This is a genomic window from Enterobacter cloacae complex sp. HYC033_NIDB, from assembly GCF_056673335.1.
Genome location: NZ_CP115123.1, coordinates 1656078 through 1680148 on the forward strand (window position 1 = coordinate 1656078; position 24071 = coordinate 1680148).

Below are 24071 nucleotides of genomic sequence, written 5' to 3' on the forward strand. Positions count from 1 at the left end.
TTATTTAAGTTGGCTGACATGCAGGATAATAAAACGCAATCCGACTCCACCTTCACGCTCAACAATCTCTCCTTTCGCGTACCCGGGCGCACCTTGCTGCATCCGCTCTCTTTGACGTTTCCCGCAGGTAAAGTGACCGGTTTAATCGGGCACAATGGTTCCGGTAAATCGACGCTGCTGAAGATGCTGGGTCGTCATCAGCCGCCGTCCGAGGGCGACATATTGCTGGATGACCAGCCGCTGGCGAGCTGGAGCAGTAAGGCCTTTGCCCGCAAGGTGGCCTATCTGCCGCAGCAGTTGCCGCAGGCGGAGGGGATGACGGTGCGCGAGCTGGTGGCGATTGGACGTTATCCGTGGCACGGTGCGCTCGGGCGTTTTGGCGTCGCTGACAGAGAGAAAGTGGAAGAGGCGATCGCGCTGGTTGGGTTAAAACCGCTGGCGCACCGTCTGGTGGATAGCCTGTCCGGTGGCGAGCGTCAGCGTGCATGGATCGCGATGCTGGTGGCGCAGGACAGCCGCTGCCTGCTGCTCGACGAACCCACTTCGGCGCTGGATATTGCTCATCAGGTTGACGTCCTGGCGCTGGTGCATCGCTTAAGTCAGCAGCGCGGCCTGGCGGTGATTGCCGTTCTGCATGATATCAACATGGCGGCACGCTATTGCGACTACCTGGTAGCGCTGCGCGGCGGTGAAATGATCGCTCAGGGTACCCCTGCCGAACTGATGCGCAGCGAAACGCTGGAACATATCTACGGTATTCCTATGGGCATCCTGTCTCACCCAGCCGGGGCTGCACCCGTGAGCTTTGTCTACTGATGCTGGATTCAACATTCATTAGCCGCCGTCGCCTGCTGACGGCCATGGCGCTCTCACCGCTGCTGTTAAAGATGGGCCCGGCCCGCGCTGCCGCTATCGATCCGCACCGCATCGTGGCGCTGGAGTGGTTGCCCGTCGAACTGATGATGGCGCTTGGCGTGACGCCTTACGGCGTGGCCGATATTCCCAACTACACCCTGTGGGTGAATGAGCCAAAACTGCCGGACTCCGTCATCGACATTGGCCTGCGTACGGAGCCGAACCTTGAGCTTCTCACCCAGATGAAACCGTCTTATTTATTCTGGTCTGCGGGGTATGGCCCGTCGGAAGAGACCATGGCGAAGATTGCGCCAGGGCGGGGCTTTTCCTTTAGCGACGGCAAAAAGCCGCTGACCATGGCAAAAAATTCCATCCACGAGATGGCGCAGTTTCTCAACCGTGAGGCTCAGGCGAAAAAACATCTCGATGAATTTGATGCGCTGATTGATTCCCTCAAGCCGCGCTTTGCCCACCGTGGCGATCGGCCTTTGCTGATGGTAACCCTGCTGGATGCCCGCCATATGCTGGTCTTTGGAAATAACTGTCTGTTCCAGGAAGTGCTCGACAGCTTTGGCATTCGCAATGCCTGGGAAGGCGAGATGACATTCTGGGGCAGTACCGCCGTGGGGATTGATCGTCTGGCGGCGTTTCGTGATGTGGACGTGCTGTGCTTCGATCACGGGAACGAACGCGAAATGCAAACTCTGATGGCGACTCCGCTCTGGCAGGCAATGCCGTTCGTCCGCGAGCAGCGCTTCCTGCGCGCGCCAGCGGTATGGTTCTACGGCGCGACGCTGTCGGCAATGCACTTTGCCCGCGTGCTGGACAATGCACTGGGAGGCAAGGCATGAGCACGCGGATGGCCCGTTTCCCAATGTTACTGTTAGCGCTCATTTTTCTGGCTGCCCTGGTGTTAACCGGCTTTAACCTGACCACGGCGTTACCGCGCGATCAGTGGGCAGCCGCGTTTGCCGCACCGGATATCGATAATATTCAGCAAATGCTGTTCCACTACAGCCTGCTGCCGCGTCTGGCTATCTCCCTGCTGGTCGGGGCGGGACTGGGACTGGTGGGCGTACTGTTTCAGCAGGTGCTGCGTAACCCGCTGGCAGAGCCGACCACGCTGGGCGTGGCGACGGGGGCTCAGCTGGGGATCACCATCACCACTCTCTGGACCCTGCCGGGAGCGTTAACCTCGCAGTTTGCCGCGCTGGCAGGCGCATGTGTGGTCGGTGCGCTGGTCTTTGGCGTGGCCTGGGGAAAACGTCTCTCGCCGGTCACGCTGATCCTCGCGGGGCTGGTCGTCAGCCTCTACTGTGGGGCGATCAACCAGCTGCTGGTGCTGTTTCACCACGACCAGCTGCAAAGCATGTTTATGTGGAGTACCGGCACGCTCACCCAGACCGACTGGAGTATCGTCCAGCGCCTGTGGCCGCAGCTGTTCGGCGGCGTGGTGCTGACGCTGCTGCTGCTGCGTCCGCTGACGTTGATGGGCCTCGATGACGGCGTGGCGCGCAATCTGGGGCTGGCGCTGTCGCTGGCGCGCCTGGCGGCCCTGACCCTGGCAATTGTGCTGAGCGCGTTACTGGTTAACGCCGTCGGCATCATCGGTTTTATCGGCCTGTTTGCGCCATTGCTGGCAAAAATGCTCGGCGCGCGCCGTCTGCTGGCGCGTCTGATGCTGGCTCCGCTGATTGGCGCGCTGATCCTCTGGCTTTCCGATCAACTCATTCTCTGGCTGGCGCGCGTCTGGATGGAAGTTTCCACGGGCTCGGTGACGGCTCTGATCGGCGCGCCGCTGCTGCTGTGGCTGTTGCCGCGCCTGCGCAGCATTAGCGCCCCGGCAATGGATGCCGGCGATAAAGTACATGCCGAACGTCAGTCGGTGGTGTGGTTCAGCCTTGCCGGGCTGGCGGTGCTGGTTATCGCCTCGTTTGCCGCACTCTCGCTGGGACGCGACGCCACAGGCTGGCACTGGGCGACGGGGGATTTGCTGCATGAACTCATGCAGTGGCGCTGGCCGCGGATCTTCTCCGCGCTGATTGCGGGCGTCATGCTGGCGGTGGCGGGCTGTATTATCCAGCGTCTCACCGGCAACCCGATGGCAAGCCCGGAAGTATTAGGGATCAGCTCCGGGGCCGCGTTTGGCGTAGTGTTGATGTTGTTCCTCGTGCCGGGAAATGCGTTCGGCTGGCTGATGCCTGCCGGGAGTATCGGCGCGGCAGTCACGCTGATGATTATCCTGATCGCCTCCGGGCGAGGGGGGTTCTCACCTCACCGCATGCTGCTGGCCGGGATGGCGCTCAGCACCGCGTTTACTATGCTGCTGATGATGTTGCAGGCGAGCGGCGATCCGCGCATGGCGCAGATCCTGACCTGGATTTCCGGTTCAACGTACAACGCTACCGGCAGTCAGGTGGTGCATACCGGGATTGTGATGATCGTACTGCTGGCGATTGTGCCGCTGTGCCGTCGCTGGATGACCATTCTGCCGCTGGGTGGGGATACCGCCCGCGCGGTCGGGGTGGCGCTGACGCCAACGCGTATCGCCCTGTTGCTGCTGGCCGCGTGCCTGACGGCGACGGCCACCATGACTATCGGCCCGCTCAGTTTTGTCGGATTAATGGCGCCGCATATCGCCCGTATGATGGGCTTCCGCCGGACTTTGCCGCATATCGTGATCTCTGCGCTGACGGGCGGAGCGATCCTGGTCTTTGCTGACTGGTGCGGAAGGATGGTGCTGTTCCCGTATCAGATCCCGGCGGGCCTGCTGTCGACCTTTATCGGCGCGCCGTACTTTATATATCTGTTGAGAAAGCAGAGTCGGTAATAAAAGTAAACGGCAATCCTTAGATTGCCGTTTACTTTTTTGCTCCCTCTCCCTGTGGGAGAGGGCTGGGGTGAGGGGGAACATACGGCTCTGGTGGTCATTCCGTTCACTTTATGTTCCTTGCTACTTTGTCACGACATGAGCGGTGAACGTGCCAGGGTGGCTCAGTCGCCACCACCCTGGCGACCCGGGCTTCCGGCGGAAAATCGCCGCTTCGCGGTACCTTCGGCTTATTCCTTCCGGCTAATCGGGTACGGGCGGAGGAAACGTCCCTGTAAAGCCCGCCCTCTCGGCGCATCCCTGCGCCTCGCCCCGACCTACAGGAAACGCCTCAGCGATTTACAGCCGGACCGAGGCATCGCTGAAAGTCCTCAGTTATTCTGAGGCAACGTTATCGCTTTTGCTTTCAAATTACTGGGGAACCCTCTCCCCTGTGGGAGAGGGTTGGGATGAGGGCATCAAGCCGCACATTTTACAGCTTCGCAAACACCTTACGCGCTGCGTCGATGGTGTTATTGATATCTTCTTCGCTGTGCGCCACGGACATAAAGCCCGCTTCAAACGCTGACGGCGCAAGATACACGCCTTCTTCCAGCATCAGATGGAAGAAGCGTTTGAAGCGTTCCACGTCGCATTTCACCACGTCCTGATAGCAGGTCACGGTTTTCGCATCGGTGAAGAAAATCCCGAACATCCCCCCGACGTGGTTTACCACCAGCGGAATACCCGCGTCTTCTGCGGCTTCCAGCAGGCCGTTTGCCAGCTGCGTCGTCCGGTCCGTCAGGGTTTCGTGGATACCCGGCTGCGCCACTTCGGTCAAACAGGCAAAGCCCGCAGCCATCGCAATCGGGTTACCGGAGAGCGTACCTGCCTGGTAAACAGGACCGGTTGGCGCCAGCGAGTCCATCACGTCCTTACGGCCGCCAAACGCGCCGACAGGCATGCCGCCGCCAATGATTTTGCCGAGGCAGGTCAGATCCGGCTCTACGCCGTAGTATGACTGCGCTCCCGCCAGCGCGACGCGGAAACCGGTCATCACTTCGTCGATGATCAGCAGCGCGCCGAACTCATCGCACAGTGCGCGCAGGCCCGGCAGGAAATCCGGCTGCGGTGGAATACAGTTCATGTTGCCCGCCACCGGTTCAACGATGATGCAGGCGATCTCCTGCGGATACTGCTCGAACGCGGCGCGAACGGTGTTCAGATCGTTATAGGTGCAGGTCAGCGTGTGTTTCGCGAAATCAGCCGGCACCCCCGGGGAGTTCGGTTGACCGAGCGTCAGCGCGCCGGAACCGGCTTTTACCAGCAGGCAGTCGGCGTGGCCGTGATAACAACCTTCGAACTTGATGATCTTGTCACGACCGGTAAAACCGCGCGCCAGACGAATAGCGCTCATGGTCGCTTCGGTACCGGAGTTCACCATACGCACCATGTCCATCGTTGGCACCAGCTCGGTGACCAACTCCGCCATTTTGACTTCCATCTCGGTTGGCGCGCCGAAGCTCAGGCCGCGCTGAGCGGCTTCAATCACCGCGTTGCGGATCGCCGGGTGGTTGTGCCCCAGTACCATCGGGCCCCAGGAGCCGACGTAATCGACATAGGCTTTACCATCCACATCATACAGATATGCCCCATCCGCACGTTCGATAAACAGCGGGGTGCCACCCACGCCGGTAAAGGCGCGCACGGGTGAATTCACGCCGCCTGGAATAAGCTCGCGGGCTGCGCTGTAGAGGTTTTCAGACTTGCTCATGGCGTCGTTCCTGGTTCGTAGAAATAAGTTAAGGCAACTATTCTAAGTGATTCGGAAGAGGTTATAAAATTTTTGCCCCTCAGAAGGCTTAACAATTGTTAAGTATTTTTCAGGGGACGAGGGGATTGTCTCTGGTAGAATCCCTGCGGCCTTTTGTATGACGAAACAGAACAGGTAATGAACGAGAACACACCTTCTTTTGAACAACAACAGTTTACGCACGCGAAGCACCGGGTCAGTATCCGGCGGCTGCTCAACCGTGACAAAACCCCGTTAGCCATTCTGCTGGCAGCCGCCGTGGTCGGTACGCTGGCCGGGCTGGTGGGGGGCGCATTCGAGAAAGCGGTCAACGCGGTGCTCAACTGGCGCATAGGTACCGTCGCCAGCTTTGCCGATCGGGAATGGCTGGTCTGGGTGTGGGCCTTTGGCCTTTCGGCGCTGTTTGCCATGGTGGGGTATTTTCTGGTGCGTAAATTCGCACCTGAAGCAGGTGGCTCGGGGATCCCTGAAATTGAGGGGGCGCTGGAGGAGCTACGCCCGGTTCGCTGGTGGCGGGTGCTTCCTGTGAAATTTATCGGCGGGATGGGAACCCTCGGGGCGGGCATGGTGCTCGGTCGGGAAGGGCCAACGGTACAGCTGGGCGGTAACGTCGGGCGCATGGTCGGCGATCTGTTCCGTATGCGCAGCGCCGAAGCACGGCATACGCTGCTGGCGACGGGGGCCGCAGCGGGGCTGTCTGCGGCGTTTAACGCGCCGCTGGCGGGTATCCTGTTTATCATTGAAGAGATGCGTGCCCAGTTCCGCTACAACCTGATCTCCATTAAAGCGGTGTTTACCGGCGTGATTATGTCGAGCATTGTCTTTCGCGTCTTTAACGGCGAAGGAGCGGTGATTGAAGTTGGCAAGCTGACCAATGCGCCGGTCAATACTTTATGGCTGTATCTGGTTCTTGGGATGATTTTTGGCGTCGTCGGCCCGCTTTTTAACACCCTGATTTTACGGGCGCAGGATATGTTTCAGCGCATCCATGGCGGAAATACCACGAAATGGGTGCTGGTGGGAGGCCTGCTTGGCGGCGTGTGCGGGATCCTCGGTTTCATCGAACCGAATGCGGCGGGCGGCGGTTTCGGCCTGATTCCCATTGCCGCGGCGGGGAATTTCAGCGTAGGCCTGCTGCTGTTTATGTTTATTTCACGCGTCATCACCACGGTATTGTGCTTCTCCTCTGGCGCCCCGGGCGGCATTTTTGCTCCGATGCTGGCACTGGGGACGCTGCTGGGTACGGCGTTCGGGATGGCGGCGGCGGCAGGTTTCCCGGCCTACCATCTGGAGGCGGGGACGTTTGCGGTTGCGGGAATGGGGGCGCTGCTGGCGGCCTCCCTGCGCGCGCCGCTGACCGGGATCGTACTGGTGCTGGAAATGACCGACAATTACCAGCTCATTTTGCCAATGATCATTACCTGTCTCGGCGCGACACTATTAGCCCAATTCCTGGGTGGAAAACCGCTATACTCCACCATTCTTGCCCGTACCCTGGCGAAACAGGAAGCTGAACAGGCCCTGAAGCAGAATACTTGAATGAATTACCAGGGTATTAGATAATGACAAAAAGAATTGGGTGATTTTTGCCCAATAGCAGTCGCAGTATTCATGGGAGCATAAGATGAGTGATGACGTAGCGTTGCCGCTGGAATTTACCGAAGCAGCAGCGAAAAAAGTGAAAACCCTGATTGCCGACGAGGACAATCCGGATCTGAAACTGCGTGTTTATATTACCGGCGGCGGCTGTAGTGGCTTCCAGTATGGTTTTACCTTTGACGATCAGGTTAACGATGGTGATATGACTATCGAGAAACAGGGCGTCGCGCTGGTGGTTGACCCGATGAGCCTGCAATATCTGGTGGGCGGTTCAGTGGACTACACTGAAGGTCTGGAAGGTTCGCGCTTTGTGGTGACTAACCCGAATGCGACCAGCACCTGCGGGTGTGGTTCTTCGTTCAGTATTTAAGCTTGAACGCAGATTGTAGGCCCGGTAAGCGAAGCGCTACCGGGCTTATAAACGACGCCTATCTTGAATTTTCATCCAGCGCAAACGTCGGCAGCTTCAGGTGCCAGCGTATCGCCGCTAAACGGATCACCAGCGTGACCACCATCCCCAGCATCGCCGCATTCTCCAGCGGGACAGCAAAGGTGTAATACGCCGTGGCGTGAACAATCCCCCCGATGATACAGGCCGTCGCGTAGATTTCCGTTCGCAGGATCATCGGGACTTCTCGCGCCAGTATGTCGCGAATAATCCCTCCGCCCACGCCGGTTAGCACGCCCATACAGATCGCCACCAGCGGGCCAGTCCCGGCAATAAAGGCTTTATTCACGCCTATTCCCACAAAGACCGCCAGACCGACGGCATCCAGCACCGGCAATATCCATTTTGGCAGTCTGCGAGGCTGACGAACCAGCACGATGGTTAACAGGCAGGTGACCATCGCCACCACCAGATCCGTGGGATCTTTTACCCAGAATACCGGGCCGTTTGCCAGCGCCATATCGCGGATCGTTCCGCCTCCCACCGCCGTAACAACGCCGAGTACCAGTACGCCAAAAGGATCCATGCGTAGTTTTCCGGCAAGCAAAACGCCGGAGATAGCAAAAACGGCTGTGCCAAGAATATCCAGCCAATACACGAGCATCGTTAAATCCTCGAAGGGGGGTATTTATCTGTTTGAGTGACTCTCTGCCAGTTCGGCGCAGAGTTGTTTTGCGGCGAGGATAATACGCGGGCTGGCGCGTTCAAACCAGTCGCTGTTGAGTGCGATGACCGGAATTTTAAGCTGCCGATGCCAGAATTGTTCTATTTTAGGAATCTCGCTCGCATTTCCGACCACCACAATGGCCTGCGGTTGTCGTGCCAGAACCTGCTCACGACTGACCTGGGGCCAGGGAACCCGGCTTTCGGCAAAGATATTTTCACCTCCACAGGTTTCAAGCACCTGGTTCTGGATCGAGCCTTTACCGGTAGTAAACAGCGGCTGGCTGCCAAATTGCAGAAAAACGCGTTGTTTCGGTTGCGTGCCGTATCGGGCTTTTAGCGCGGCATAGTCGTTGAGCATCTGCTGTGCAGCCTGCCCGGCGCGTTGGGGGGTAGGGCTGAAGGGCGCGAGGTCACGGAGGGTTTGCGCCACCTGTTCGATGCTCACCGCGTCCACCCATTTTACCGTTATTCCCAGCGAAGAGAGCTGGTTCACCTGCCGTTCGGCATTACCGCCGCGCCAGGCGAGGACCAGATCGGGCTTCAGCGCCACGATGCGTTCCAGGTTCATTCCCTGCCAGGTGGCAACCTGTTCGATATGGGCGGCCTGCGGTGGATAATCGGAAAAGCTGCTCACCGCAACGGGCGTGATCCCGGCGGCAAACGCCAGTTCCGTATTGGCAGGGGAGAGAGTGATCACCCGCGGCGCGGCGATGAGCCAGGCCGGAGCGAGCAGAAGCAGGGCGACCAGCGCCCTGAATGACACCTTACCCACGCGCCAGTTTCTGCACCAGAGTTTCCACCATCACGGTGGACTGTTTGGCCGCAACGGCCAGGAATTCGTCGAAGCTGATGTGGGACTGCTGGTCCGCCACGTCAGAGATCGCGCGAACGACCACGAACGGCACGCTGAAGTTATGGCATACGTGCGCGATGGCTGTGGCTTCCATCTCAACGGCCACAGCCTGCGGGAAGTTATGACGGATTTTCGCCAGACCGACAGAGCCGTTGATAAAGGCATCGCCGCTGACGATCAGGCCACGCACCGCATTGAGGTTCAGCTCGTTAATGCAGCTTTCAGCGGCGGCAATCAGCTTATCATCCGCTTTAAACCCGGCCGGGCAGCCCGGAAGCTGACCATATTCGTAGCCGAATGCGGTGACATCTGCATCGTGATAACGCGCTTCGTCGGAAACCACGATATCGCCCACTTTCAGCGTCGGCGCCAGACCGCCCGCAGAACCCGTATTAATGATAACGTCAGGCTTGCAGCGCTCAAGCAGCAGGGTCGCGCCCAGTGCCGCTGCAACTTTACCGATGCCTGATTTCAGCAGAGCCACGTCAACACCGTTCAACTGGCCGGTGTAGATCTCACAGCCACCGAGGGAGAGAGTCTGACGGTTCTCAATTTTGTCACGCAGCAGCGTAACTTCTTCTTCCATTGCACCAATAATGCCGATTTTCATAGATTTACTCGCGATGTGCCTTGTTAAGATGCATAGTCTATCATGCGGTTAAGGGGAAACGCATTCTCACGCGGGGGAGCACATGGCACCAATCGATTTTCGCACCAAAATTAACTGGCACCGACGTTTCCGTTCGCCACAGGGCGATAAGAGCGAACATGAGATCCTGCGCATTTTCGAAAGCGATCGCGGACGCATCATCAACTCGCCCGCCATCCGTCGGTTACAGCAAAAAACCCAGGTGTTCCCGCTGGAGCGTAACGCCGCGGTGCGTACGCGGTTAACGCACTCCATGGAAGTGCAGCAGGTGGGGCGCTACATTGCGAAAGAGATCCTCAGCCGTCTCAAAGAGCAACGTCTGCTGGAAACCTACGGACTGGATGAACTGACCGGGCCGTTCGAAAGCATCGTTGAGATGGCCTGCCTGATGCACGATATCGGCAATCCTCCCTTTGGTCATTTCGGCGAGGCCGCCATCAATGACTGGTTTAAACAGCGGCTTTTTCCCTCTGACGCCATAAGCCAGCCGCTCAGCGATGACCGCTGTGTGGTACGCGATTTATGCCTGCGTGAAGGCGAAGATAGCCTGAACGATCTGCGCCGTAAGGTGCGCCAGGATCTGTGTCATTTCGAAGGTAACGCGCAGGGGATCCGTCTGGTGCACTCCCTGATGCGGATGAATCTGACCTGGGCCCAGGTGGGCTGTATTCTTAAATACACGCGTCCCGCATGGTGGATCGGAGAAACGCCCGCCACGCATAGCTACCTGATGAAAAAACCGGGCTATTACTTATCGGAAGAAGCATACATCGCGCGGTTGCGTAAAGAACTGTCTCTGACCCCTAATGGCCGTTTTCCATTGACATGGATTATGGAAGCGGCTGATGACATTTCTTATTGCGTGGCCGATCTGGAAGACGCGGTGGAAAAAAGAATATTCAGCGTCGAGGAGCTGTATCAGCATCTTCATGATGCCTGGGGAGAGCATGAAAAAGGTTCTCTGTTTGCGCAGGTCGTCGAGAATGCCTGGGATAAATCGCGTTCAAATTCGCTGAGCCGCAGTACCGAAGATCAGTTCTTTATGTATTTGCGGGTGAACACGCTGAATAAACTGGTGCCGTATGCGGCCGCCCGTTTCATTGATAATTTGCCGATGATATTTAGCGGGGAATTTAATCACGCCCTGCTGGAAGATGAGAGCAGTTTTAGTCAGCTTCTTGAATTATATAAAAACGTGGCTGTTCGCCATGTTTTCAGCCACCCGGATGTCGAGCAGCTGGAGCTGCAAGGATACCGGGTTATCAGCGGGTTGCTGGAGATTTATGGCCCGCTGCTCCAGCTGACGGTCGATGAGTTTAGCGAGCTGGCAAATAATGAACGTGTTCGCCGCCTGCCGATTGAATCTCGTCTCTATCAGAAGCTTTCAACCCGCCACCGGCTGGCATACATTGAGGCCGTCAGTAAAATAGATCGCCATTCTTCCCAATGGCCAGTTATGGAATATTATTATCGCTGTCGTCTTATCCAGGACTATATCAGCGGGATGACAGATTTGTATGCCTGGGATGAATACCGCAAGCTTATGGCCGTTGAATAAGCCATGAGTTTTGTAAAGACGACCAATAAATTTTTACTTTTTCCATAAACTTAATCCCGGAACTAAGCGGTATAAAACGAATCTGAGTTACACAGCAATTTTGCGTTATCTGGTAAATCGAGATTGAGAAACATGAAAAAAACCACATTAGCAATGAGTGCACTGGCTCTGAGTTTAGGTTTAGCGCTGTCCCCTCTGGCGATGGCGGCCGAGACAGCTTCCTCGGCAGCGACTGCGCAGCAGATGCCAAGCCTGGCCCCGATGCTCGAAAAAGTGATGCCATCGGTGGTGAGTATTAACGTTGAGGGCAGCACGACCGTCAATACGCCGCGTATGCCGCGTAATTTCCAGCAGTTCTTCGGCGATAATTCGCCATTCTGCCAGGACGGCTCGCCATTCCAGAGTTCTCCGTTCTGTCAGGGCGGCGGCGCAGGGGATGACGGTCAGGGCGGCGGCCAGCAGCAGAAATTCATGGCACTCGGCTCGGGCGTTATTATTGATGCAGCGAAAGGCTACGTGGTGACCAATAACCACGTGGTAGATAATGCTAACACCATTAAGGTGCAGATGAGCGATGGCCGTAAATTCGATGCCAAAGTGGTCGGTAAAGATCCGCGCTCTGATATCGCGCTGATTCAGATTCAGGATCCGAAGAACCTGACGGCAATTAAGCTTGCCGACTCTGACGCGCTGCGCGTGGGTGACTACACCGTCGCCATCGGTAACCCATTTGGTCTGGGCGAAACCGTGACCTCGGGTATCGTCTCTGCGCTGGGACGTAGCGGCCTGAATGCGGAAAACTATGAAAACTTCATTCAGACGGATGCGGCCATTAACCGTGGTAACTCCGGCGGTGCGCTGGTTAACCTGAACGGTGAGCTGATCGGTATCAACACCGCTATCCTGGCACCGGACGGTGGCAACATCGGTATCGGCTTTGCTATCCCGAGCAATATGGTGAAAAACCTGACTGCGCAGATGGTGCAATATGGACAGGTGAAACGCGGTGAGCTGGGGATCATGGGTACCGAACTGAACTCCGAGCTGGCGAAAGCGATGAAAGTGGACGCTCAGCGCGGCGCATTCGTAAGCCAGGTCATGCCGAACTCTTCGGCGGCGAAAGCCGGCATTAAAGCGGGTGACGTCATCACCTCTTTGAACGGTAAGCCGATCAGCAGCTTTGCCGCCCTGCGTGCGGAAGTGGGTTCTATGCCAATCGGCAGTAAAGTGACCCTCGGCCTGCTGCGTGAAGGTAAGCCGGTTAACGTGAGCCTGGAACTGCAACAAAGCAGTCAGAATCAGGTCGATTCCAGTACCATCTTCAGCGGTATTGAAGGTGCCGAGATGAGCAACAAAGGGGCAGATAAAGGCGTGGTGGTGAACAACGTGAAAGCGAACTCACCTGCTGCCCGTATCGGCCTGAAAAAAGGTGATGTGATCATGGGCGCTAACCAGCAGCCGGTGAAAAACATCGCTGAACTGCGCAAAATTCTCGACAGCAAGCCTTCTGTGCTGGCACTGAATATTCAGCGTGGTGATACCTCTATTTATCTCCTGATGCAATAATCTTCTTAAGCCCCTGTTCGCAGGGGCTTTCTCTTTTCTGTGACCTTTCCCACAACTCCATACATCTCTCTCTGCCTTTGGGCATCTGCACAATGCAGCCTTAGCTGAACTTCCCTATGCTTGAGCTCTGCTCACGGGAGGGTTATATGGCTGGCTGGCATCTTGATACCAAAATGGCGCAGGATATCGTGGCGCGAACCATGCGCATCATTGATACCAATATCAACGTAATGGATGCCCGCGGGCGCATTATCGGCAGCGGCGATCGTGAGCGTATTGGGGAATTGCACGAAGGGGCGTTGCTGGTGCTCTCTCAGGGGCGCGTGGTCGACATCGATGACGCCGTGGCGAAACATCTGCACGGGGTCCGTCAGGGGATCAACCTGCCGCTGCGTCTGGAAGGAGAGATTGTTGGCGTTATCGGTCTGACCGGCGACCCTGAATCGCTGCGTAAATACGGTGAGCTGGTCTGCATGACTGCGGAGATGATGCTGGAGCAGTCGCGTCTGATGCATCTGCTCGCCCAGGACAGCCGCCTGCGTGAAGAGCTGGTGATGAATTTGATTCAGGCTGAGGAGCACACGCCTGCCCTGAGCGAATGGGCGCAGCGTCTGGGTATCGACCTGAATCAGCCGCGCGTAGTCGCCGTTATTGAGGTGGATAGCGGCCAGCTTGGTGTGGACAGCGCCATGGTGGAGCTACAGCAGCTGCAAAACATGCTGGCGACGCCGGAGCGTAACAACCTGGTGGCGATTGTCTCTTTGACGGAAATGGTGGTGCTCAAGCCTGCGCTTAATCAGTTTGGTCGCTGGGACGCGGAAGATCATCGTCGCCGCGTTGAGCTGCTCATCGAGCGTATGAAGGAGAACGGACAGCTCCGTTTTCGCGTCGCGCTGGGAAATTATTTTACCGGGCCGGGAAGTATTGCCCGTTCATGGCGAACGGCGCGCACCACCATGATGGTGGGTAAACAGCGCATGCCGGAGAGCCGCAGTTATTTCTATCAGGATCTGATGCTGCCGGTCCTGCTCGACAGCCTGCGCGGCGGCTGGCAGGCCAACGAGCTGGCGCGTCCGCTGGTGCGTCTGAAAGCAATGGACAACAACGGGCTGCTGCGCCGCACGTTGCAGGCGTGGTTCCGGCATAACGTGCAGCCGCTGGCAACGTCAAAAGCGCTGTTTATTCACCGTAATACGCTGGAGTATCGGCTTAACCGGATCTCGGAACTGACGGGGCTGGATTTAGGGAATTTTGACGACCGGCTACTGCTGTATGTGGCGTTGCAGCTGGATGAACAGAGATGATGCTGTTTGCCGGGTGGCGGCTTCGCCTTACCCGGCCTACATGCGTTCATAGGCCCGGTAAGCGAAGCGCCACCGGGCAATAAAACGGCTCATTTGTTACGCGTCAATTTCTCAAGATCCGCTTCAATCTCGCTGATCTTATTGGTGACTACGCTTTCCAGGTGACGCAGGTCGTCAAGGATCTTACGTTTCAGATCGACTTCGCTGCGATCGCGCTGGCAGATTTGATCAAGTTCGTCGATCACGTAGCGCAGGTTAGGGCTGATTTCCTGTACTTCTTTATATCCCTGACCGATACCGTCAGCGACAACGGTCTTACGCTGGCGAGGGTATTTAAACTTCACGCTTTTGGCGAAGAACTCTCCTTTGTCCTTGTGAAAATAGATTTTCAAAATATCGTTATTGGCTTCCTGGCGAAGACTATAACGATCAATTTCATCAGGATTGGTAATGCCCAGACTTTTCAGATTATCGTACATAGCGGTACCCTTGATCTCAACATAACCTATGAATAATTAACGAAAAAATCTATTTTCGCCACCTTCGGATATAAAAAAAGCGGGGTTGCCCCCGCTTTTTGTTATACCCGATTAATCGATGGTGCGCAGCAGTTCATTGATGCCCACTTTACCGCGCGTTTTCGCGTCCACTTTTTTCACGATGACCGCGCAATACAGGCTGTATTTGCCATCTTTAGACGGCAGGTTGCCGGAAACCACAACGGAACCAGCTGGAACGCGGCCGTAGTGAATTTCACCGGTTTCGCGATCGTAAATACGGGTGCTCTGGCCAATATAAACGCCCATGGAGATCACAGAACCTTCTTCGACGATCACGCCTTCAACCACTTCGGAACGCGCGCCGATGAAGCAGTTGTCTTCGATGATGGTTGGGTTAGCCTGAAGTGGCTCCAGAACGCCACCGATGCCCACACCGCCGGACAGGTGTACGTTTTTACCGATCTGCGCGCAGGAGCCGACGGTAGCCCAGGTGTCCACCATGGTGCCTTCGTCAACGTAGGCGCCAATGTTCACGTAGGATGGCATCAGCACGGTGTTGCGTGCTATGAAGGCACCCTGACGAACGGCCGCCGGTGGTACTACGCGGAAGCCCTCTTTCTGGAAGCGCGCTTCGTCGTAATCCGCAAATTTCATTGGCACTTTATCGAAGTAGCGGCTTTCTGCTCCGTCGATAACCTGGTTATCGTTGATACGGAAAGAGAGCAGTACAGCTTTCTTCAGCCATTGATGAGTAACCCACTGACCGTCGATTTTTTCTGCCACGCGCAGCGCGCCGGAATCCAGCAGGGAAATAACCTGGTTTACCGCTTCACGGGTCACGGTATCCACATTTGCCGGAGTGATGTCGGCGCGACGCTCAAAAGCGGACTCAATAACGTTCTGTAACTGCTGCATTGTTTACTCTTTCCATTTCACTAAAAAACACGTCACCCTTTATCGTTTGGATTGAGGGCTGCTGTCAACCGTTGTTGCACTTCAAGTTGCAGGTCATTATTAAGGGCACGCCGGTCGGCCGTCGCGATTATAAATAAATCTTCTACTCGTTCGCCAATGGTTGTAATTCGGGCGCCGTGAAGCGAAATTCCCAGATCGGCAAAAACCTGGCCGACGCGGGCGAGTAGCCCTGGCTGGTCGAGCGCAATCAGCTCAAGGAACGATTTACGCTCGGTATGGGTCGGCAGGAAATTGACCTCGGTATCGACGGTAAAGTGGCGCAGTTTTGCCGCCTGACGACGCGGCTGCGGAGGTTGCCAGCTGCGCTGGGTAATGGCCTGCTCGAGGCCAAAGCGTATCCCCTCATGCCTGTCCGACGACAGCGGGCTGCCGTCCGGCTCCAGCACAATAAAGGTGTCCATCGCCATGCCGTCGCGGGTGGTAAAAATCTGCGCGTCGTGAACGCTCAGGTTACGCCTGTCCAGCTCGGCACAGACCGCTGCAAACAAATAAGGCCGGTCCGGGCTCCAGATAAAGATCTCCGTCCCGCCACGCGTGGCCTGCGGGCTGAGCAGAATCATCGGTTTTGTCAGGTCGTGCTTCAGCAGATGCCGGGCGTGCCAGGCAAGCTGGTTTGGGCTGTGGCGCACAAAGTAGTTGGCGCGACAGCGCGCCCAAATCTGATGCAGCGCCTCTTCGTTGATGTTATCCATGCGCAGCAGGGCCAGCGCCTGCAACTGATGGTGGCGCACGCGCTCGCGCATGTCGGGGGTGTTCTGCATCCCGCGACGCAGCTGTTTTTCGGTGGCGAAGTAGAGTTCGCGCAGCAGGCTCTGCTTCCAGCTGTTCCACAGGGTTTCGTTGGTGGCGCAGATATCGGCCACCGTCAGGCAGACCAGATAGCGCAGGCGGTTCTCCGTTTGCACTTCCTCGGCGAACTGCTTGATCACTTCCGGATCCTGAATATCACGACGCTGAGCGGTAACCGACATCAGCAAATGATGGCGAACCAGCCAGGCGATAAGCTGCGTTTCACGCGAGTTCAGGCCGTGCAGCTCGGCAAATTTCAGCACGTCCTGCGCACCGAGTACGGAGTGGTCGCCGCCGCGACCTTTGGCGATATCATGGAACAGGGCGGCGATCAGGATCAGCTCCGGGTGCGCCAGACGTGGCCACAGATCAACGCACAGCGGATGGCGGGATCGCGTCTCTTCTTTAGCGAAACTTTCCAGCTTCAGCATGACGCGGATCGTGTGCTCATCCACCGTATAGGCGTGAAACAGGTCGAACTGCATTTGTCCGACAATATGCGACCACTGGGGCATATAGGCCCACAATACGCTGTGACGGTGCATCGGCAGCAGACCGCGGCTGACGGCGCCCGGATGACGAAGCATGCTCAGGAACAGCGAGCGCGCCTCCGGGATGTAACACAGCGGCTGCTTCAGATGACGCCGTGCATGGCGCAGATGACGCAGGGTGGTGGAGTAGATCCCGGTGATCGTGCTGTTGCGCACCATGGTGTAGAACATTCGCAGGATCGCTTCCGGCTCGCGGATGAACAGCGTTTCGTCGCGCAGATCGATAAGCGTGCCGCGCAGCTGAAATTCGTCATCAATCGGACGCGGTTTTTCGTCTGCCGTCAGCGCGAGGATCGCCTCATCGAACAGCTGTAACAGCATCTGGTTCAGCTCAGAGACGCGGCGGGTGACGCGGAAGAAATCCTTCATCATTTGCTCGACCGGCTCGTTGCCCTCGCCCTGGTAATTCAGGCGCTGCGCCACGCTGAGCTGTCGGTCAAACAGCAGGCGATTATCGTAGCGGGTGACTTCCAGGTGCAGGGCAAAACGGATGCGCCACAGCAGATGCAGACACTCATTGAGTTCGTTACGTTCGGCTTCGGTCAGAAAACCAAACCCGACCATTTCGTCCAGCGATGTTGCCCCAAAATGGCGACGGGCGACCCATTGCAGCGTGTGGATATCGCGCAGGCCACCGGGACTGCTTTTAATATCCGGTTCGAGATTATAGCTGGTACCGTGATAGCGCTGGTGGCGCTGGTTTTGTTCTTCGACTTTCGCGGCGAAGAATTTTTCCGAAGGCCAGAAGCCATCGCTAAAGATGTGCTTTTGCAGTTCGAGGAACAGCGCCACGTCGCCAATCAGCAGGCGGGTTTCAATCAGGTTGGTGGCGACGGTCAGGTCGGATAACCCTTCCAGCAGACACTCTTCCAGCGTGCGTACGCTGTGGCCCACTTCCAGCTTTACGTCCCAGAGCAGGGTCAACAGTTCACCGATTTTCTGCGCCCGATCGTCCGGCAGTTTTTTACGGCTTAAGATCAGCAGGTCGATATCAGAGAGCGGATGTAGTTCACCCCGGCCATAGCCGCCGACCGCAACCAGCGCGACGTCGCTCACCTGTCCGAAACCGTAGTCGATCCACAGACGTTGCAGGAGCTGGTCGATAAATTCGGTGCGCGCTTCAATGAGCTGCTCGGCCGAAACGCCTGCGTCAAATGCGCTACCCAGCCAGCGATGGAAAACCTCCATGTGGGCTTTGATATGCGCGCAGGTCAGCTCATGCGGTGGCCAGACGCCCGGATTATCAGGCTGGTCGGGGAGGGTGGGAAGTGCTGTGTTAGCATACTGTTCGGGTAAGAGATTACTCATCGTGTGCCACCCATAAGAAAAAGCTATCGCCATTAAAAAAGCCGGCATTCGCCGGCTTCTTATCACTCAATGTTCGTCAGTATCGCCGGGATGGTGTCATCCTTGCGCAACGTCATAATTTCGCAGCCGTTGTCTGTAACCACAATAGTATGCTCGTACTGGGCAGACAAGCTTCTGTCTTTGGTTTTTACCGTCCAGCCATCTTTCATGGTACGGATGCGGTAATCACCCGCGTTGACCATTGGTTCGATAGTGAAGGTCATGCCCTTTTGCAGCACTACGCCGCCGTCGTCTGCATCGTAGTGCAGAACCTGCGGTTCTTCATGGAACACACGACCAATACCGTGACCGCAATATTCGCGCACCACGGAGAAACCTTCCGCTTCCACAAATTTCTGGATTGCGGCGCCGATGGTGCGCAGGCGGATACCCGGCTTCACCATTTTTAGCGCCAGGTAGAGGCTCTCTTGCGTCACTTTGCACAGACGCTCGCCCAGAATCGTCGGCTTGCCAACGATGAACATCTTAGAGGTGTCGCCGTGGTAGTCGTCTTTGATGACGGTCACGTCGATGTTGACGATGTCGCCATCTTTGAGCAGCTTCTCGTCATCCGGAATGCCGTGGCACACTACTTCATTAATAGAGATGCAGACGGATTTCGGGAAACCGTGATAGCCAAGGCAGGCGGAGACCGCGTGCTGCTCGTTGACGATATAGTCGTTACAGATGCGATCCAGTTCGCCAGTGCTGACGCCCGGTTTCACAAACGGCTCGATCATTTCCAGCACGTCCGCGGCCAGACGACCGGCGACGCGCATCTTTTCAATTTCTTCAGGTGTCTTAATAGAGATAGCCATGTAATCTGTCCATCGGTGTCGATTTTTTCGACAATACTAGTGTAAGTGTTGTCAATGGTATCAGTCAGGCGCACCCCGTGCCAAATTGAGAATCATTAACAGCACACTCCGCCAACAATTATTGGTTTCTGGCCGTGTTTTGTGATATAAAGCGCGCCGGACTTCCGATCCATCTCAGATACACAGGCTGGACGGGAGCGACAAATCTCACTTTGTGTAACAACACACACGTATCGGCACATATTCCGGGGTGCCCTTCGGGGTCGGTAATATGGGATACGTGGAGGCATAACCCCAACTTTCAATATAGAGGTTTTAAACATGGCAACTGTTTCCATGCGCGACATGCTCAAGGCTGGTGTTCACTTCGGTCACCAGACCCGTTACTGGAACCCGAAAATGAAGCCTTTCATCTTCGGCGCACGTAACAAAGTTCACATCATCAACCTTGAGAAGACTGTACCAATGTTCAACGAAGCCCTGGCTGAGCTGAACAAGATCTCTTCCCGTAAAGGTAAGATTCTGTTCGTTGGTACTAAGCGCGCTGCAAGCGAAGCTGTGAAAGATGCTGCTAACAGCTGCGACCAGTTCTTCGTGAACCATCGCTGGTTGGGCGGCATGCTGACCAACTGGAAAACTGTTCGTCAGTCCATCAAGCGCCTGAAAGATCTGGAAACCCAGTCTCAGGACGGTACTTTCGATAAGCTGACTAAGAAAGAAGCGCTGATGCGTACTCGTGAACTGGACAAGCTGGAAAACAGCCTGGGCGGTATCAAAGATATGGGCGGCCTGCCAGACGCGCTGTTCGTAATCGATGCAGACCACGAGCACATCGCAATCAAAGAAGCTAACAACCTGGGTATCCCGGTATTCGCTATCGTTGATACCAACTCCGATCCGGACGGTGTTGACTTCGTTATCCCGGGTAACGACGACGCAATCCGTGCTGTTAGCCTGTACCTGAGCGCTGTAGCTGCTACCGTTCGTGAAGGCCGTTCCCAGGATCTGGCTTCTCAGGCGGAAGAAAGCTTCGTAGAAGCTGAATAATAAGGTTTTACCCCTTATTAGTACCGTGTATGAATAGGGGCCCATTATCGGCCCCTTTTTTCAATTTATACTGTTTGGCTCCCGGCCGGGCAGTTCACATCTCCCGAGGATTTAAGAATGGCTGAAATTACCGCATCCCTGGTAAAAGAGCTGCGTGAGCGTACTGGCGCAGGCATGATGGATTGCAAAAAAGCGCTGACCGAAGCGAACGGCGACATCGAGCTGGCAATCGAAAACATGCGTAAATCCGGTGCGATCAAAGCAGCTAAGAAAGCAGGCAACGTTGCTGCTGACGGCGTGATCATCACCAAAATCGACGGCAACTACGGCATCATCCTGGAAGTTAACTGCCAGACTGACTTCGTTGCTAAAGATGCTGGTTTCCAGGCATTTGCTAACAAAGTTCTGGACGCAGCGGTTGCAGGCAAAATCACTGACGTTGAAGTTCTGAAAGCACAGTTCGAAGAAGAGCGTGTAGCGCTGGTTGCTAAAATCGGTGAGAACATCAACATCCGTCGCGTTTCTTCCCTGGAAGGCGATGTTCTGGGCTCTTACCAGCACGGCGCGCGTATCGGTGTTCTGGTTGCGGCTAAAGGCGCTGACGAAGAGCTGGTTAAACAGCTGGCAATGCACATCGCTGCAAGCAAACCAGAATTCGTTAAGCCAGAAGACGTGTCTGCTGAAGTGGTAGAGAAAGAGTACCAGGTTCAGCTGGACATCGCGATGCAGTCTGGTAAGCCAAAAGAAATCGCAGAGAAAATGGTTGAAGGCCGCATGAAGAAATTCACCGGCGAAGTTTCTCTGACTGGCCAGCCTTTCGTAATGGATCCAAGCAAGTCTGTTGCTCAGCTGCTGAAAGAGCACAACGCTGATGTAACTGGCTTCATCCGCTTCGAAGTGGGCGAAGGCATCGAGAAAGTTGAGACTGACTTCGCAGCAGAAGTTGCTGCAATGTCCAAGCAGTCTTAATGATTGAAAAGGAGCCGCCTGAGGGCGGCTTCTTTTTGTCACCCGTCTCACGAAATCAGACAGGCTCCAGTATCGCTGTGCTGATTTGCGACATATCATGTCGCCAGAATTAACCCCATCTTAATCGTTGACAGTCTCAGGAAAGAAACATGGCTACCAATGCAAAACCCGTGTACAAACGCATTCTGCTTAAGCTGAGTGGCGAAGCGCTGCAAGGATCGGAAGGCTTCGGTATTGACGCAAGCATCCTTGATCGCATGGCACAGGAAATCAAAGAACTGGTCGAACTGGGTATTCAGGTTGGCGTGGTCATTGGCGGTGGCAACCTTTTCCGTGGTGCTGGTCTGGCGAAAGCGGGGATGAACCGCGTAGTGGGCGACCACATGGGTATGCTGGCAACCGTGATGAATGGCCTGGCGATGCGTGATGCGCTTCATCGCGCCTATGTGAACGCTCGCCTGATGTCCGCTATTCCTTTGAATGGCGTATGCGATAACTACAGCTGGGCAGAGGCCATCAGCCTGCTGCGCAACAACCGCGTGGTGATCCTCTCCGCCGGTACGGGTAACCCGTTCTTTACCACCGATTCCGCAGCCTGTCTGCGCGGTATCGAAATCGAAGCCGATGTGGTGCTGAAAGCGACCAAAGTAGATGGCGTGTTTACTGCCGACCCGGCAAAAGATCCTTCAGCGACCATGTACGATCAGCTGACCTACAGCGAAGTGCTGGAAAAAGAGCTGAAAGTGATGGATCTTGCCGCCTTTACGCTGGCTCGTGACCACAAACTACCGATCCGTGTCTTCAATATGAACAAGCCTGGCGCGCTGCGTCGCGTTGTTATGGGCGAAAAAGAAGGCACTTTGATCACGGAATAATTTCCGTCGGCGATAAATACAGGTAAGATTCCGCTTTATTTCGACGTGGTATCTTACCCGGGCGCGCCTTTGGCGTTGTCATGAATTAAACGCGACTATACTTAGCACACCTGTAGCGCTGTGCTGGCGGATAGTCTGCCTGAGACAAGTTTTCAAGGATCCGTAACGTGATTAACGACATCAGAAAAGATGCTGAAGTACGCATGGAAAAATGCGTAGAAGCGTTCAAAAACCAAATCAGCAAAATCCGTACTGGCCGTGCTTCCCCAAGCCTGCTGGATGGCATTATCGTAGAATATTACGGTACGCCAACGCCTCTGCGTCAGCTGGCGAGCGTGACGGTAGAAGATACCCGTACCCTGAAAATCAACGTGTTCGACCGCTCAATGAGCCCGGCCGTTGAAAAAGCGATCATGGCATCCGACCTGGGTCTGAACCCAAGCTCAGCCGGCGCGGATATTCGCGTTCCACTGCCTCCGCTGACGGAAGAGCGTCGTAAAGACCTGATCAAAGTAGTTCGTGGTGAAGCTGAGCAGGGTCGTGTTTCCGTACGTAACGTGCGTCGCGATGCGAACGATAAAGTGAAAGCCCTGCTGAAAGAAAAAGAGATCAGCGAAGACGACGATCGTCGTTCTCAGGACGACATTCAGAAAATGACCGACGCGGCCATCAAGAAAATTGATGCGGCGCTGGCAGAAAAAGAAGCGGAACTGATGCAGTTCTGATTTTCGCTGTACACTGATAAACGCCGTTCAGAAGGACATTGAGTCTTGCTGGCGGCGTTTTGCTTTTATCTGGTCTAACTTTTGGGCATCTCATGAAGCATCTCACTCTCCTCGGCTCGACCGGCTCTATCGGTTGCAGCACTCTCGACGTTGTACGTCATAATCCTGACAGCTACACCGTGGCCGCGCTTGTGGCCGGAAAAAACGTGCAGCGAATGGTCGAACAGTGCCTGGAGTTTACCCCCCGTTTTGCGGTGATGGATGACGAAGAGAGCGCCCGCCAGGTGAAAGCGTTGTTGCAGGAGAAGGGCTGCCGTACCGAGGTACTCAGCGGGCAACAGGCGGCGTGCGATATGGCCGCGCTTGATGAAGTTGATCAGGTCATGGCGGCAATCGTCGGGGCGGCGGGTCTTCTGCCGACGCTTGCCGCTATTGATGCGGGTAAAAATGTCCTGCTTGCGAACAAAGAGTCGCTGGTCACCTGCGGACGCCTCTTTATGGAAGCGGTAAAACAGCGTGGGGCGCGTCTTTTGCCGGTCGATAGCGAACACAACGCGATTTTTCAGAGTTTACCTCAACCTTTTCAACAAAACCTGGGGTACGCTGACCTGGAGCAGAATGGCGTTGTGTCGATTCTGCTTACCGGGTCTGGTGGCCCGTTCCGTGAAACGCCACTGTCTGAATTGAGCGCAATGACGCCGGATCAGGCGTGTCGTCATCCGAACTGGTCAATGGGGCGTAAGATCTCCGTCGATTCGGCCACCATGATGAACAAAGGTCTGGAATACATTGAAGCTCGCTGGCTGTTCAATGCGTCGGCGAAACAGATGGAAGTGCTGATCCACCCGCAGTCGGTGATTCACTCGATGGTGCGCTATCAGGACGGCAGCGTGCTGGCCCAGCTGGGCGAACCGGATATGCGTACGCCTATTGCTCATACGATGGCGTGGCCAAACCGCGTAAAATCGGGCGTTAAGCCTCTCGATTTTTGTAAGCTGAGTTCACTGACGTTTAGCGAGCCTGATTACGACCGTTATCCCTGTCTGAAACTGGCGATGACGGCCTTCGATCAGGGGCAGGCGGCGACAACGGCGCTTAATGCAGCCAATGAAGTGACCGTTGAAGCATTCCTGAATCAGCAGATCCGCTTTACTGACATCGCCGCGTTGAATTTATCCGTGCTGGAGATAATGGATTTGCGTGAGCCGCAGAGCGTGGAAGAGGTGCTGGCCGTGGATGAACAGGCACGCATTGTTGCGCGTAAACAGGTGACACGTCTCGCAAGCTGGTGATAAAGCAAGCACTAGTCGTCGTGCTATTTGTTAGCGTTGGGCTTCAGTGATATAGTCTGCGCC

21 protein-coding genes are annotated in these 24071 nt (G+C 55.8%); 13 read left to right on the top strand and 8 right to left on the bottom strand.

The annotated features are described in order from the left end of the window. The first annotated feature begins 18 nt into the window (after window positions 1-18). Genes fhuC through fhuB form a run of 3 tightly spaced genes read left to right on the top strand, consistent with a single transcriptional unit; the run spans window position 19 to window position 3685 of the window. Window positions 19-816, top strand: a complete 798-nt coding sequence (gene fhuC / locus O1721_RS07785; protein ID WP_032647298.1) for a Fe3+-hydroxamate ABC transporter ATP-binding protein FhuC — start codon at window positions 19-21, stop codon at window positions 814-816. After that, window positions 816-1706, top strand: a complete 891-nt coding sequence (gene fhuD, locus O1721_RS07790) for a Fe(3+)-hydroxamate ABC transporter substrate-binding protein FhuD (protein ID WP_003856240.1) — start codon at window positions 816-818, stop codon at window positions 1704-1706. Before fhuC ends, fhuD begins: the two co-directional genes overlap by 1 nt. Then, a complete protein-coding gene (gene fhuB, locus O1721_RS07795; protein ID WP_032647300.1) occupies window positions 1703-3685 on the top strand; it encodes a Fe(3+)-hydroxamate ABC transporter permease FhuB in 1983 nt (660 codons plus the stop codon). The genes fhuD and fhuB overlap by 4 nt, the downstream gene beginning before the upstream one ends. A 472-nt stretch (window positions 3686-4157) precedes the next feature. Here the strand turns inward: fhuB and hemL are convergent, their stop codons facing one another. Beyond that, window positions 4158-5438: a glutamate-1-semialdehyde 2,1-aminomutase gene (hemL, locus tag O1721_RS07800; RefSeq protein WP_032647302.1), complete on the bottom strand. Its 1281-nt coding sequence runs from the start codon at window positions 5436-5438 to the stop codon at window positions 4158-4160. 177 nt (window positions 5439-5615) lie between these two features. On the opposite strand from hemL, the gene clcA reads away from it, so the two are divergent. Beyond that, the gene (gene clcA, locus O1721_RS07805; protein ID WP_479953727.1) at window positions 5616-7016 is read left to right on the top strand and encodes a H(+)/Cl(-) exchange transporter ClcA; all 1401 of its coding nucleotides are present in this window, start codon (window positions 5616-5618) and stop codon (window positions 7014-7016) included. An 85-nt stretch (window positions 7017-7101) separates the two neighbouring features. After that, complete coding sequence (gene erpA / locus O1721_RS07810) at window positions 7102-7446, top strand: iron-sulfur cluster insertion protein ErpA (protein ID WP_003856230.1); 345 nt, start codon at window positions 7102-7104, stop codon at window positions 7444-7446. 58 nt (window positions 7447-7504) lie between these two features. Here the strand turns inward: erpA and O1721_RS07815 are convergent, their stop codons facing one another. Genes O1721_RS07815 through mtnN form a run of 3 tightly spaced genes read right to left on the bottom strand, consistent with a single transcriptional unit; the run spans window position 7505 to window position 9653 of the window. Beyond that, window positions 7505-8128, bottom strand: a complete 624-nt coding sequence (locus tag O1721_RS07815) for a TRIC cation channel family protein (RefSeq protein WP_003856227.1) — start codon at window positions 8126-8128, stop codon at window positions 7505-7507. A gap of 24 nt (window positions 8129-8152) precedes the next feature. Continuing rightward, window positions 8153-8962, bottom strand: a complete 810-nt coding sequence (btuF, locus tag O1721_RS07820; RefSeq protein ID WP_017383741.1) for a vitamin B12 ABC transporter substrate-binding protein BtuF — start codon at window positions 8960-8962, stop codon at window positions 8153-8155. Next, window positions 8955-9653 (bottom strand): 5'-methylthioadenosine/S-adenosylhomocysteine nucleosidase, encoded by a 699-nt coding sequence (gene mtnN / locus O1721_RS07825; protein WP_003856223.1) that lies wholly within the window; start codon window positions 9651-9653, stop codon window positions 8955-8957. Before mtnN ends, btuF begins: the two co-directional genes overlap by 8 nt. Window positions 9654-9735: 82 nt before the next feature. Here mtnN and dgt point away from each other — a divergent pair, with 82 nt between their 5' ends. The 3 genes from dgt (at window position 9736) to O1721_RS07840 (ending at window position 14120) form a co-directional block, all read left to right on the top strand. Continuing rightward, window positions 9736-11250: a dGTPase gene (gene dgt / locus O1721_RS07830; RefSeq protein ID WP_032647306.1), complete on the top strand. Its 1515-nt coding sequence runs from the start codon at window positions 9736-9738 to the stop codon at window positions 11248-11250. A gap of 132 nt (window positions 11251-11382) precedes the next feature. Beyond that, on the top strand, window positions 11383-12816 hold the full coding sequence (gene degP, locus O1721_RS07835) for a serine endoprotease DegP (protein ID WP_015572718.1): 1434 nt from the start codon (window positions 11383-11385) through the stop codon (window positions 12814-12816). A gap of 146 nt (window positions 12817-12962) precedes the next feature. Then, window positions 12963-14120, top strand: a complete 1158-nt coding sequence (locus tag O1721_RS07840; protein WP_003856217.1) for a CdaR family transcriptional regulator — start codon at window positions 12963-12965, stop codon at window positions 14118-14120. Between the two features lie 89 nt (window positions 14121-14209). Here the strand turns inward: O1721_RS07840 and O1721_RS07845 are convergent, their stop codons facing one another. The 4 genes from O1721_RS07845 to map all read right to left on the bottom strand — a co-directional run bounded on the left by O1721_RS07845 (window position 14210) and on the right by map (window position 19100). Further along, window positions 14210-14599, bottom strand: coding sequence for a DUF3461 family protein (locus tag O1721_RS07845; RefSeq protein ID WP_015572719.1), 390 nt, complete (start codon window positions 14597-14599; stop codon window positions 14210-14212). A 111-nt stretch (window positions 14600-14710) separates the two neighbouring features. Next, the gene (gene dapD / locus O1721_RS07850; RefSeq protein ID WP_003856214.1) at window positions 14711-15535 is read right to left on the bottom strand and encodes a 2,3,4,5-tetrahydropyridine-2,6-dicarboxylate N-succinyltransferase; all 825 of its coding nucleotides are present in this window, start codon (window positions 15533-15535) and stop codon (window positions 14711-14713) included. Between the two features lie 32 nt (window positions 15536-15567). Next, window positions 15568-18243 (bottom strand): bifunctional uridylyltransferase/uridylyl-removing protein GlnD, encoded by a 2676-nt coding sequence (gene glnD / locus O1721_RS07855; protein ID WP_032649948.1) that lies wholly within the window; start codon window positions 18241-18243, stop codon window positions 15568-15570. A gap of 62 nt (window positions 18244-18305) precedes the next feature. Beyond that, a complete protein-coding gene (gene map, locus O1721_RS07860) occupies window positions 18306-19100 on the bottom strand; it encodes a type I methionyl aminopeptidase (protein WP_003856208.1) in 795 nt (264 codons plus the stop codon). Between the two features lie 321 nt (window positions 19101-19421). Between map and rpsB the strand changes: the two genes are divergently transcribed. The 5 genes from rpsB (at window position 19422) to ispC (ending at window position 24008) form a co-directional block, all read left to right on the top strand. Then, window positions 19422-20147 (top strand): 30S ribosomal protein S2, encoded by a 726-nt coding sequence (gene rpsB / locus O1721_RS07865; RefSeq protein WP_003856207.1) that lies wholly within the window; start codon window positions 19422-19424, stop codon window positions 20145-20147. A 117-nt stretch (window positions 20148-20264) separates the two neighbouring features. Next, on the top strand, window positions 20265-21116 hold the full coding sequence (tsf, locus tag O1721_RS07870) for a translation elongation factor Ts (protein WP_015572722.1): 852 nt from the start codon (window positions 20265-20267) through the stop codon (window positions 21114-21116). Between the two features lie 149 nt (window positions 21117-21265). Continuing rightward, window positions 21266-21991: a UMP kinase gene (pyrH, locus tag O1721_RS07875; RefSeq protein ID WP_002889306.1), complete on the top strand. Its 726-nt coding sequence runs from the start codon at window positions 21266-21268 to the stop codon at window positions 21989-21991. 167 nt (window positions 21992-22158) lie between these two features. Further along, on the top strand, window positions 22159-22716 hold the full coding sequence (gene frr, locus O1721_RS07880; RefSeq protein WP_017383739.1) for a ribosome recycling factor: 558 nt from the start codon (window positions 22159-22161) through the stop codon (window positions 22714-22716). A 92-nt stretch (window positions 22717-22808) separates the two neighbouring features. Then, window positions 22809-24008 (top strand): 1-deoxy-D-xylulose-5-phosphate reductoisomerase, encoded by a 1200-nt coding sequence (gene ispC, locus O1721_RS07885; protein WP_032647309.1) that lies wholly within the window; start codon window positions 22809-22811, stop codon window positions 24006-24008. Window positions 24009-24071 lie beyond the last annotated feature (63 nt).

Bases quoted from the DNA above. Each gene is read 5' to 3' on its own strand.
- glnD (WP_032649948.1), bottom strand. From the start codon at position 18,243: ATGAGTAATCTCTTACCCGAACAGTATGCTAACACAGCACTTCCCACC.
- erpA (WP_003856230.1), top strand. From the start codon at position 7,102: ATGAGTGATGACGTAGCGTTGCCGCTGGAATTTACCGAAGCAGCAGCG.
- O1721_RS07840 (WP_003856217.1), top strand. From the start codon at position 12,963: ATGGCTGGCTGGCATCTTGATACCAAAATGGCGCAGGATATCGTGGCG.
- O1721_RS07845 (WP_015572719.1), bottom strand. From the start codon at position 14,599: ATGTACGATAATCTGAAAAGTCTGGGCATTACCAATCCTGATGAAATT.
- tsf (WP_015572722.1), top strand. From the start codon at position 20,265: ATGGCTGAAATTACCGCATCCCTGGTAAAAGAGCTGCGTGAGCGTACT.
- degP (WP_015572718.1), top strand. From the start codon at position 11,383: ATGAAAAAAACCACATTAGCAATGAGTGCACTGGCTCTGAGTTTAGGT.
- fhuC (WP_032647298.1), top strand. From the start codon at position 19: ATGCAGGATAATAAAACGCAATCCGACTCCACCTTCACGCTCAACAAT.
- clcA (WP_479953727.1), top strand. From the start codon at position 5,616: ATGAACGAGAACACACCTTCTTTTGAACAACAACAGTTTACGCACGCG.
- map (WP_003856208.1), bottom strand. From the start codon at position 19,100: ATGGCTATCTCTATTAAGACACCTGAAGAAATTGAAAAGATGCGCGTC.
- fhuB (WP_032647300.1), top strand. From the start codon at position 1,703: ATGAGCACGCGGATGGCCCGTTTCCCAATGTTACTGTTAGCGCTCATT.
- O1721_RS07815 (WP_003856227.1), bottom strand. From the start codon at position 8,128: ATGCTCGTGTATTGGCTGGATATTCTTGGCACAGCCGTTTTTGCTATC.
- ispC (WP_032647309.1), top strand. From the start codon at position 22,809: ATGAAGCATCTCACTCTCCTCGGCTCGACCGGCTCTATCGGTTGCAGC.
- dgt (WP_032647306.1), top strand. From the start codon at position 9,736: ATGGCACCAATCGATTTTCGCACCAAAATTAACTGGCACCGACGTTTC.
- hemL (WP_032647302.1), bottom strand. From the start codon at position 5,438: ATGAGCAAGTCTGAAAACCTCTACAGCGCAGCCCGCGAGCTTATTCCA.
- fhuD (WP_003856240.1), top strand. From the start codon at position 816: ATGCTGGATTCAACATTCATTAGCCGCCGTCGCCTGCTGACGGCCATG.
- rpsB (WP_003856207.1), top strand. From the start codon at position 19,422: ATGGCAACTGTTTCCATGCGCGACATGCTCAAGGCTGGTGTTCACTTC.
- mtnN (WP_003856223.1), bottom strand. From the start codon at position 9,653: ATGAAAATCGGCATTATTGGTGCAATGGAAGAAGAAGTTACGCTGCTG.
- pyrH (WP_002889306.1), top strand. From the start codon at position 21,266: ATGGCTACCAATGCAAAACCCGTGTACAAACGCATTCTGCTTAAGCTG.
- dapD (WP_003856214.1), bottom strand. From the start codon at position 15,535: ATGCAGCAGTTACAGAACGTTATTGAGTCCGCTTTTGAGCGTCGCGCC.